At 72.6% G+C, this 8349-nt stretch carries 7 protein-coding genes; 1 reads left to right on the plus strand and 6 read right to left on the minus strand.

The window, feature by feature from the left end; all coding sequences use genetic code 11:
* Positions 1–98: 98 nt before the first annotated feature.
* The 4 genes from IE305_RS26110 to IE305_RS26125 all read right to left on the minus strand — a co-directional run bounded on the left by IE305_RS26110 (position 99) and on the right by IE305_RS26125 (position 4514).
* Positions 99–1316 (minus strand): ketosynthase chain-length factor, encoded by a 1218-nt coding sequence (locus IE305_RS26110; RefSeq protein ID WP_190132206.1) that lies wholly within the window; start codon positions 1314–1316, stop codon positions 99–101.
* Positions 1313–2581, minus strand: a complete 1269-nt coding sequence (locus IE305_RS26115; protein WP_190132207.1) for a beta-ketoacyl-[acyl-carrier-protein] synthase family protein — start codon at positions 2579–2581, stop codon at positions 1313–1315. The genes IE305_RS26110 and IE305_RS26115 overlap by 4 nt, the downstream gene beginning before the upstream one ends.
* A gap of 37 nt (positions 2582–2618) precedes the next feature.
* Entirely contained in the window at positions 2619–2948 is a 330-nt protein-coding gene (locus IE305_RS26120; protein ID WP_190132208.1) for a TcmI family type II polyketide cyclase, read from the minus strand.
* A gap of 75 nt (positions 2949–3023) precedes the next feature.
* The gene (locus IE305_RS26125; RefSeq protein WP_190132209.1) at positions 3024–4514 is read right to left on the minus strand and encodes an FAD-dependent monooxygenase; all 1491 of its coding nucleotides are present in this window, start codon (positions 4512–4514) and stop codon (positions 3024–3026) included.
* Between the two features lie 335 nt (positions 4515–4849).
* Between IE305_RS26125 and IE305_RS26130 the strand changes: the two genes are divergently transcribed.
* Positions 4850–5791, plus strand: coding sequence for a hypothetical protein (locus IE305_RS26130; RefSeq protein WP_190132210.1), 942 nt, complete (start codon positions 4850–4852; stop codon positions 5789–5791).
* Positions 5792–5884: 93 nt separating this feature from the next.
* Here the strand turns inward: IE305_RS26130 and IE305_RS26135 are convergent, their stop codons facing one another.
* Complete coding sequence (locus tag IE305_RS26135) at positions 5885–6814, minus strand: AMP-binding protein (protein WP_190132211.1); 930 nt, start codon at positions 6812–6814, stop codon at positions 5885–5887.
* A gap of 4 nt (positions 6815–6818) precedes the next feature.
* Positions 6819–8349: acetyl/propionyl/methylcrotonyl-CoA carboxylase subunit alpha (locus IE305_RS26140; protein WP_190132212.1), on the minus strand; the 1531-nt coding region annotated here is incomplete at its 5' end.

Raw genomic sequence — 8349 nt, forward strand, 5'->3', positions numbered from 1 at the left:
GCCCGCCGCGGCCCGGGAGACGTGGGTGGACGGGGCCGCGACGGGCGGCCTGTGGGGTGGGGCGGTGACGCGGTGGCGCGGTGCGGGCGGTGCGGGCGTCAGTCCGCGGCGCGCACGACGACGGCGGAGTTGAAGCCGCCCTGGCCGCGGGCCAGCACGAGCGCGGCCCGGACGTTCGCGGTGCGCGCGGCGCCGGTGACCAGGTCGATGTCGTACGCGGGCGACAGCTCCACGTTGGTGGTGGGCGGGATCAGGCCCTCGCGCATCGACAGGAACGCGGCGACGACGTCCACCGGGGCGGCACCGGAGTACAGCCGGCCCGTCATCGTCTTCGGCGCCGTGACCGGCACCCGGCCCGGGCCGAAGACGGCGCTGATCGCCTCGGCCTCGATGCGGTCCAGCTCGGGCGTGCCGGCGGCGTCGGCGAAGACGACGTCGATGTCGCCCGGCGCCAGCCCGGCGTCCGCCAGGGCCGCCTCGATCGCCCGGCGCAGGCCCGGCTCGCGGCCGCTGCCCGGCTTCGGGTCGATGGTGGCGCCGTAGCCGGCGATCTCGCCGTAGACGTTCTCCGCGCCACGGCCGCGGGCGGCCTCCGCGTCCTCCAGGATGAGCAGCGCGCCGCCCTCGCCCGGCACGTAGCCGCTGGCGTTCGCGTCGAACGGCAGGTACGCGCGGTCGGCGTCCTCGCTGGTCGTCATGCGGCCGCCGGCGATCTGCGCGACCCAGCCCCAGGGGCAGATCGACGCGTCGAAGCCGCCGGAGAAGATGAGCTTGCTGCCCTTGCGGATCTGACGGCGGGCCTGCGCGATGGCGTCCAGGCCGCCGGCCTGGTCGCTGACGACCACGCCGCTGGGGCCGCGCATCCCGTTGCGGATGGAGATCTGGCCGCTGTTGACCGCGTAGAACCAGGCGAACGACTGGTACGCGCTGACGTACTGGCTGCCCTGGCTCCACAGCTTCTTCAGCTCGTTCTGGCCGAACTCGAAGCCGCCGGAGGTGCTGGCCGTGACGACACCCATGTCGAACTCGGGGATGTCGCCGGGGCGCACGCCCGCGTCGGTGAACGCGCAGTCCGCGGCGACCAGGGCGAGCCGGGTCATCCGGTCGGTCTGCGGGATCAGCCGGCTGGGCAGGTGGTCCTCGGCCACGAACTCGCGGATCTCGCCCGCCAGCTTCGACGGGTACTGCTCCGGGTCGAAGCGCGTGACGCGGCCGATGGCGTTCCTGCCCACGCGGGTGGCGGCCCAGTAGTCGTCCACGCCCAGCCCGTTGGGCGTGGCGACGCCGATGCCGGTGACTACTACCTTGGCGGTCACGCCAGGCTCCTTTCGGGTCGGGCCAGCACCATCGCGCTCTGGAAGCCGCCGAAGCCGCTGCCGACCGTGAGGACGGCGTCCGTGCGGTGCTCACGGGCGGTGAGCGGGACGTAGTCCAGGTCGCACTCCGGGTCGGGGGTGTGCAGGTTGGCGGTGGGCGGCACCACGTTGTTCTCCATGGCCAGCACCGACGCGGCGATCTCGATCGAGCCGATGGCGCCGAGCGAGTGGCCCACCATCGACTTGATGGAGCTGACCGGCGTGCGGTACGCGTGGTCGCCGAGGCTGAGCTTGAACGCGGCGGTCTCGTGGCGGTCGTTCTGCTTGGTGCCCGAGCCGTGCGCGTTGATGTAGTCGATCTGCTCCGGGTTCATCCGGGCCTCGTCGAGCGCGACCTTGATGGCCTCGGCCATCTCGCGGCCGTCGGGGCGCAGACCGGTCATGTGGAAGGCGTTGCAGCGCGAGGCGTAGCCGGCGATCTCCGCGTAGATGCGGGCGCCGCGCTTCTTCGCGCTCTCCAGCTCCTCCAGGACGAACGCGGCCGAGCCCTCGCCCAGCACGAAGCCGTTGCGGGTCCCGTCGAAGGGCCGCGAGGCGTGCTCGGGGTCGTCGTTGCGCGAGGTCGTCGCCTTGATCGCGTCGAAGCACGCCATCGTGATCGGCGAGATCGGGGCGTCCGTCGCACCGGTGATCATGATGTCGGTGGTGCCCTCGCGGATCAGCTCCACGGCGTGGCCGACGGAGTCGATGCCGGAGGTGCAGCCGGTCGACACCACCGTGGCCGGGCCCTCGGCGCCGGTCGCCCACGCCACCTCGGCCGCGAACGAACTCGGCACGAAGTGGTTGTAGAGGTGGTTCGGGGCGTACGTGTGGTCCACGAGGTCCAGCCGGCCGTCGTCGCTGACGACCCGGTACTCGTTGTCCAGGCCGGTGGTGGCACCGACCGCGCTGCCGATGGTCACGCCCGCCCGGTACGGGTCGAACCCGGCCAGGTCCAGGCCGCTGTCGGCCAGCGCCTCGCGCGCGGTGACCACGCCGAACTGGGCGGCGCGGTCCATCCGGCGGATCTCCTGCGGGCCCAGGCCGTGCAGCTCCGGGTCGAAGTCCGCCTCGGCGGCGACCTGCGAGCGGAACGGCGAGGGGTCGAAGAAGGAGATCCGGCGGGTGGCGGTGCGCCCCTCGCTCAGCAGGCTCCAGAAGTTCTTGGTGCCGATACCGCCCGGTGCCAGCACTCCGATTCCCGTGATTACTACCCGGCGACCCACTGGAGGGCGCCTCCCTTCGTGTCGGCGGACGGGAGCCTCACTTGGCGGCCGTCCAGGTGTAGAAGCGGGTGGCCATGGCGTCGGCCGGGGACCGCCAGGTCGCCGGGTCGTACGCCTGGATGAAGGGCTTGAGGTCCTCGCTGATCTGCACGAACCGCGGGTCGGTCTTCGCCTCTTCGATGAGCTCGCCGCCGTTGTCGGTGTCGAAGTCCTGGAGGTGGAAGTACAGGCCCCGGTACGAGAACAGCTGGCGCCGGCGGGTGCCCATGCGGTGCGGCATCTCGGTGCCGTCGAACTCGGCGAACAGCTTGGCGACGTCCGTGCTGGAACCGGGGTCCATCCGGGCCACGATCAGGGTGCTGTGCATGTGGGTCTCCTCGGGGAGGGGTACGGGTGCGGGGTGTCGCAGGTGCGGGGCAGGTCCGGTGCGCGTCCGGTGCGGTCAGGCGCCCAGGGGCGTGCCGAACCAGCGCTCGAGCGCCATGGGCAGGTCGTGGTGGCTGCCGGGGGCGGCCCAGGCCACGTAGCCGTCGGGGCGCACCAGGACGGCGGAGGTGCCGTCGAGGTCGCCGCCCGGGGTGACGCCGTGCGGGACGGCGGTGACGATGTCGATGCGGTCGGACCACGCGGCGGCGCGGGCGCGCAGCGTCGCGTTGTCCTCCAGGTCGAGCAGGATGCCGCGGCCGGCGTGCAGCAGCGTGACGCTGTCGGTCTTCTCGCCGGCCCGGGCGCCGCGCTCGTGCACCAGCTCCAGGCGCGGCAGGCGCTTGCCCAGCAGCGGGTGGCCGCCGGAGCCGACGTCGTAGCGGATCTCCAGGCCGGAGACCATGGCCGCCAGGTGCCTGCTGACCTCCTCGTACCCGATGAGCTCGGTGAGGACGTCGCGCAGCGGCTGCACCTCGGCGCCGGACAGGAAGAGCAGGCCCTGGGCGCGGGTGTTCATCAGCAGCCGCTTGCCGACCGGGTGCCGCTCGTCGTGGTACGTGTCGAGCAGCGACTCGGGGGCGTGGCCGTTGAGGACCGCGGCCATCTTCCAGCCGAGGTTGACCGCGTCCTGGATGCTGGTGTTCATGCCCTGCCCGCCGGCGGGCAGGTGGATGTGGGCGGAGTCGCCGGCCAGGAAGACGTTGCCGCGCCGGTACTCGGTGACCTGGCGGGTCGCGTCGCCGAAGGAGCTGACCCAGACCGCCTCGGCGTGCGAGATGTCGGTGCCGGTCAGCCGCTGCCAGGCGGCGGCGACCTCCTCCCACGACGGCGGGCTGGTGCGGCGCTGCGGCGGGGTGCCGCGCTCGCAGACGATGATGCGGGTGACGCCGCCGGGCAGCGGGCCCACCATCACCATGCCGCCGGGCAGCGTCTCACCGATCATGCGGGGCTCGAGGTCGACGCCCTTGATGTCGGCGAGGAACATCTCCAGCGTGGCGGCGGTGCCCGGGAAGTCGAAGCCGCCGGCCTTGCGGATCAGGCTGCGGCCGCCGTCACAGCCCACCAGGTAGCGGGCGCGCAGCGTCTGCTCCCCCGCCGGGCCGCGGACCTCGACCTCGACGCCGTCGCCGGTGTCCTTGAACGACAGCACCTCGTGGCTGCGGCGCAGGTCGGTGCCGAGCTCGACGACCCATTCCTCCAGCACCGACTCGGTGTGCGACTGGGGAATGGACTTGGCGGCCTGGTGCGCGCCCTCCAGCACCCCGAAGTCGACCGGCAGGCCACCGAAATGCCCGACGTTGCTGGTCTCCACCTCGCCGAATCGGGACAGCAGTCCGCGCTGGTCGAAGATTTCCATCGTGCGGGCGGTGAATCCCAGCCCGCGGGATTCCCCGGTACGGGCGGCGAGGCGCTCGAGGACAATGACCTCGACACCCGCGAGCCGCAGTTCACCGGCGAGCATGAGCCCGGCCGGCCCGGCGCCCGCGATAATCACCGCAGCGTCCATGGACCTCTCCTTGCTGTGAATTTTCCTTCGGGAACCGTCTTTGGAACCGTCGTTCAACCGTCGCTCAACGATCGTTGAATCGTCGTTGAATTCGTCGATCCGATGGGCTCTTTCGACAACTCTGCGGACGTTAGTGAAAAGCTTCTTCGCTTTCGGGGCGGGCTTCAAGGGGCGAAGTTACAGAGGTCTGTGAATTACCGTCAGGAGTCCGCAAGGGTCCGTTCGGCCCTTGTCGGGAGGGACAGGAGACCTACAAATGCAGGGTCATTCCTTGCCGGTGGGAGCGGCCGGTCCCTACGGTCCGAGTGCTGTTCCGTCTATGAGATGGGGGACCCATGGACCACCACGCCCACCACACCCACCACGCCCACCACGCGCACCACGCGAACGGTGTCGTCCGGCGCACGGCCGCGGCCTGCCCCGGGGCCGGCTGCGAGCGGCGCGAGGCGTCCGGCCTCGCGCGCCGGCTCGCGGCGCCCGGCAGCGGGCTGTGCGAGGCGTGCCGCGCACGGCTGTCGCTGGAACTGACCCGGCTGCCGGCCCTGTACGAGGAGTGCGGGCGGCTGCTGGGCGGCTCGGACCAGCCGCGGGAGAAGGTCTCCGGCGGCCCGCTGCCCGGCCTGCCCTTCAACGTCGCGGCCTCGGAGGCCCGTTCGGCGATCACCGGCGTCCTGGGCGCGTGGGCGGCGCTGGTAGCCCAGCAGCGCCGCCTGCCGGCCCCTCCGCGCACACCCGTGCACCTGGCCCTGTTCCTGGTCCGGCACGCCGACTGGCTGGCCGCCCACCCCGCCGCCGGCGAGGTCTCGCAGGAGATCGCGCAGGTCACCCGGCGAGCGCGACGCGTCGTCGACCCGCGCACCCGGCGCCGGGTGGCGCTCGGCCCCTGCGCCGAGGCGGGCTGCGACGGCACGCTCGTCGCCGTCGTCAGCTCCGACCGGCCCGAACAGCCGGCGGCGATCACGTGCGACGCCGACGCCGCACACCACTGGGAGGGCAGCCAGTGGCTGGCCCTGAGCCGGCGGCTGCGGGGCACCGGCGGGGGTGCGGGAACGGGTACGGGTACGGGTGCAGGTGCAGGTGCGACGCCGGGCGTGGCGCGTACGCGGTGGCTGAGCGCCGCGGACATCGCGCGCCTGTGGGACATGGCGCCGGGCAGCGTCTACCGCCACGCCAGCCAGCGGGGCTGGCGGCGGCTGAGCAGGTCGGGACGCACGTACTACCACGAGGCGGACGTGCAGGAGACGTTCGACGGCCGGGTACGGACGACGGCGGGCTGAGGAGCTCCACGGAAAACAGGGGTGGGGGCCGGCGCACTGCCGGCCCCCACCCCTTCTGCCTGAATCTCCGCCTGAATCTCTGCCTGAATCCGCTCAGACCTTCTCGGTCTCCACGAGCTCCGTGCCCGGCAACTGCCCCCGTACGGCGGCGGCTTCGTCCTCCGTGAGAGCACCGCCGCCCACCACCAGGCAGCGCAGCCGGCCGCCCAGCCCCGGCAACAGCGCCGGCCCCAGGTCGCGCAGCGTCCGCGCGGTGACGCGCAGCACGGTGACGCCCTCCTCGGCCACCAGGTCGGCCAGTTCGCGCGGCGTCAGGTCCCCGGGCGGCGCCACGACCAGCCGTGCCCCGGCCGCCAGCGGCGCCCACGTGCCGACCGCCGTGCCGTCGGCGGTGAACGGCGCGTGCTGGAGCACCACGTCACCGGGGCGGACGGGAAGGAAACGCCCGTCGTCGATCAGCGCCGTCAGCACCCGGTGCGGCACGCACAGCGCCTCACCGCCGACGGGCAGGAAGTAGGCGGCGTCACCTGCCCCTACGTCCACGGGCGGCGCCGCCGGCCCGGCCGGAGCGGCCAGCGCGGCGGCGTCCAGGACCAGCGGGACGACCGACCGCACGCCGTCGAAGCAGGTGCCGAAGCGAGTGGCGTACAGCTCCTGCGTGATCACCACCCCGGCGGTGGTCCGGCCGAGCAGCGCCGCGTGCCGCTCACGGCTGTCCCGGGGGTCCAGCGTGAGGTAACCCGCGCCGGCCTTGAGGACCGCGAGCTGCGCGACGACGAGCCGCGCCGAGGGCTGGAGGCACACGGCGACGCAGTCCCCGGCCCGTACCCCGAGGGCGCGCAGCCGCCCGGCGAGCCGGCCGGCCTGCCGGTCGAGGCCCGCGTAGGTGAGGGCGCCGTCGTGGGCCCGCACGGCGGTACGGGCGGGGGCGGCCGCGGCGTGCCGGGCGACGGCGGCGGGGACGGCCGCCGGAGCGGCGGCGTCCGGGCCGGCCGGCCGGTCGGCCAGGGTGGTGACGCTCATCGTCTCAGTCCTTGATTTCGCAGATGACGGCGCCGGAGGTGAGGGAGGCGCCGACCTCGGCGGTGATGCCCTTGATGGTGCCGGAGCGGTGGGCGTTGATGGGCTGTTCCATCTTCATCGCCTCCAGGACGACGACGAGGTCGCCTTCCTTGACCTGCTGGCCTTCCTCGACCGCGACCTTCACAATCGTGCCCTGCATCGGCGAGGCGAGCGCGTCGCCGGAGGCGGCGGGGCCGGACTTGCGGGCGGCGCGACGCTTGGGCTTGGCGCCACCGGCGGCGCCCATGGTCTGGGCCGACAGCGTGCCGAGGGCAGCAGGAAGGGTCACTTCCAGACGCTTGCCACCGACCTCGACGACCACCGTCTCCCGGCCACCCGCCTCATCGGCATCAGCGTCCACCGCACCCGCAAAGGGCGTGATGTCGTTGGTGAACTCGGTCTCGATCCAGCGGGTGTGGACGCGGAAGGGGTCGCTGGTGAAGGCGGGATCGGTGACGACCTTCTGATGGAAGGGGATCACCGTGGCCATGCCCTCGACCTTGAACTCCGCCAGCGCACGCGAAGCACGCTGCAGGGCCTGCTCGCGGGTGGCGCCGGTGACGATCAGCTTCGCCAGGAGCGAGTCCCAGGCGGGGCCGATCACGCTGCCGGACTCCACACCCGCATCCAGGCGGACACCGGGGCCCGACGGCGGGGTGAAGGTGGTCACCGTGCCGGGGGCGGGGAGGAAGCCGCGGCCGGCGTCCTCACCGTTGATACGGAACTCGAACGAGTGACCACGGATCTCCGGGTCGTCGTAACCGAGCTCCTCACCATCAGCGATACGGAACATCTCCCGCACCAAGTCGATACCCGTGACCTCTTCGGAGACGGGGTGTTCGACCTGGAGACGGGTGTTGACCTCCAGGAAGGAGATCGTGCCGTCCTGCCCGACGAGGAACTCACACGTGCCGGCGCCGACGTAGCCGGCTTCCTTCAGGATCGCCTTCGACGCGCGGTACAGCTCCGCGTTCTGCTCCTCCGACAGGAACGGCGCAGGGGCCTCCTCCACCAGCTTCTGGTGGCGGCGCTGCAGGGAGCAGTCACGGGTGGAGACCACCACGACGTTGCCGTGCTGGTCGGCCAGACACTGGGTCTCGACGTGCCGGGGGCGGTCGAGGTAGCGCTCGACGAAGCACTCGCCGCGGCCGAACGCGGCGACGGCCTCGCGGACGGCGGAGTCGTAGAGCTCGGGGACTTCTTCCAGGGTGCGGGCGACCTTCAGGCCGCGCCCGCCGCCACCGAACGCGGCCTTGATCGCAATCGGCAGGCCGTGCTCGCGCGCGAACGCGACGACCTCGTCCGCGCCGGAGACGGGGTCGGGGGTGCCGGCGACCAGGGGTGCGCCGGCGCGTTGGGCGATGTGGCGGGCGGCGACCTTGTCGCCCAGGTCGCGGATGGCCTGCGGCGGCGGGCCGATCCACGTCAGCCCCGCATCGAGGACGGCCTGGGCGAACTCGGCGTTCTCCGACAAGAACCCGTAGCCGGGGTGCACG

The sequence above is a fragment of the Streptomyces mashuensis genome, assembly GCF_014654785.1.
Taxonomy (GTDB): domain Bacteria; phylum Actinomycetota; class Actinomycetes; order Streptomycetales; family Streptomycetaceae; genus Streptomyces; species Streptomyces mashuensis.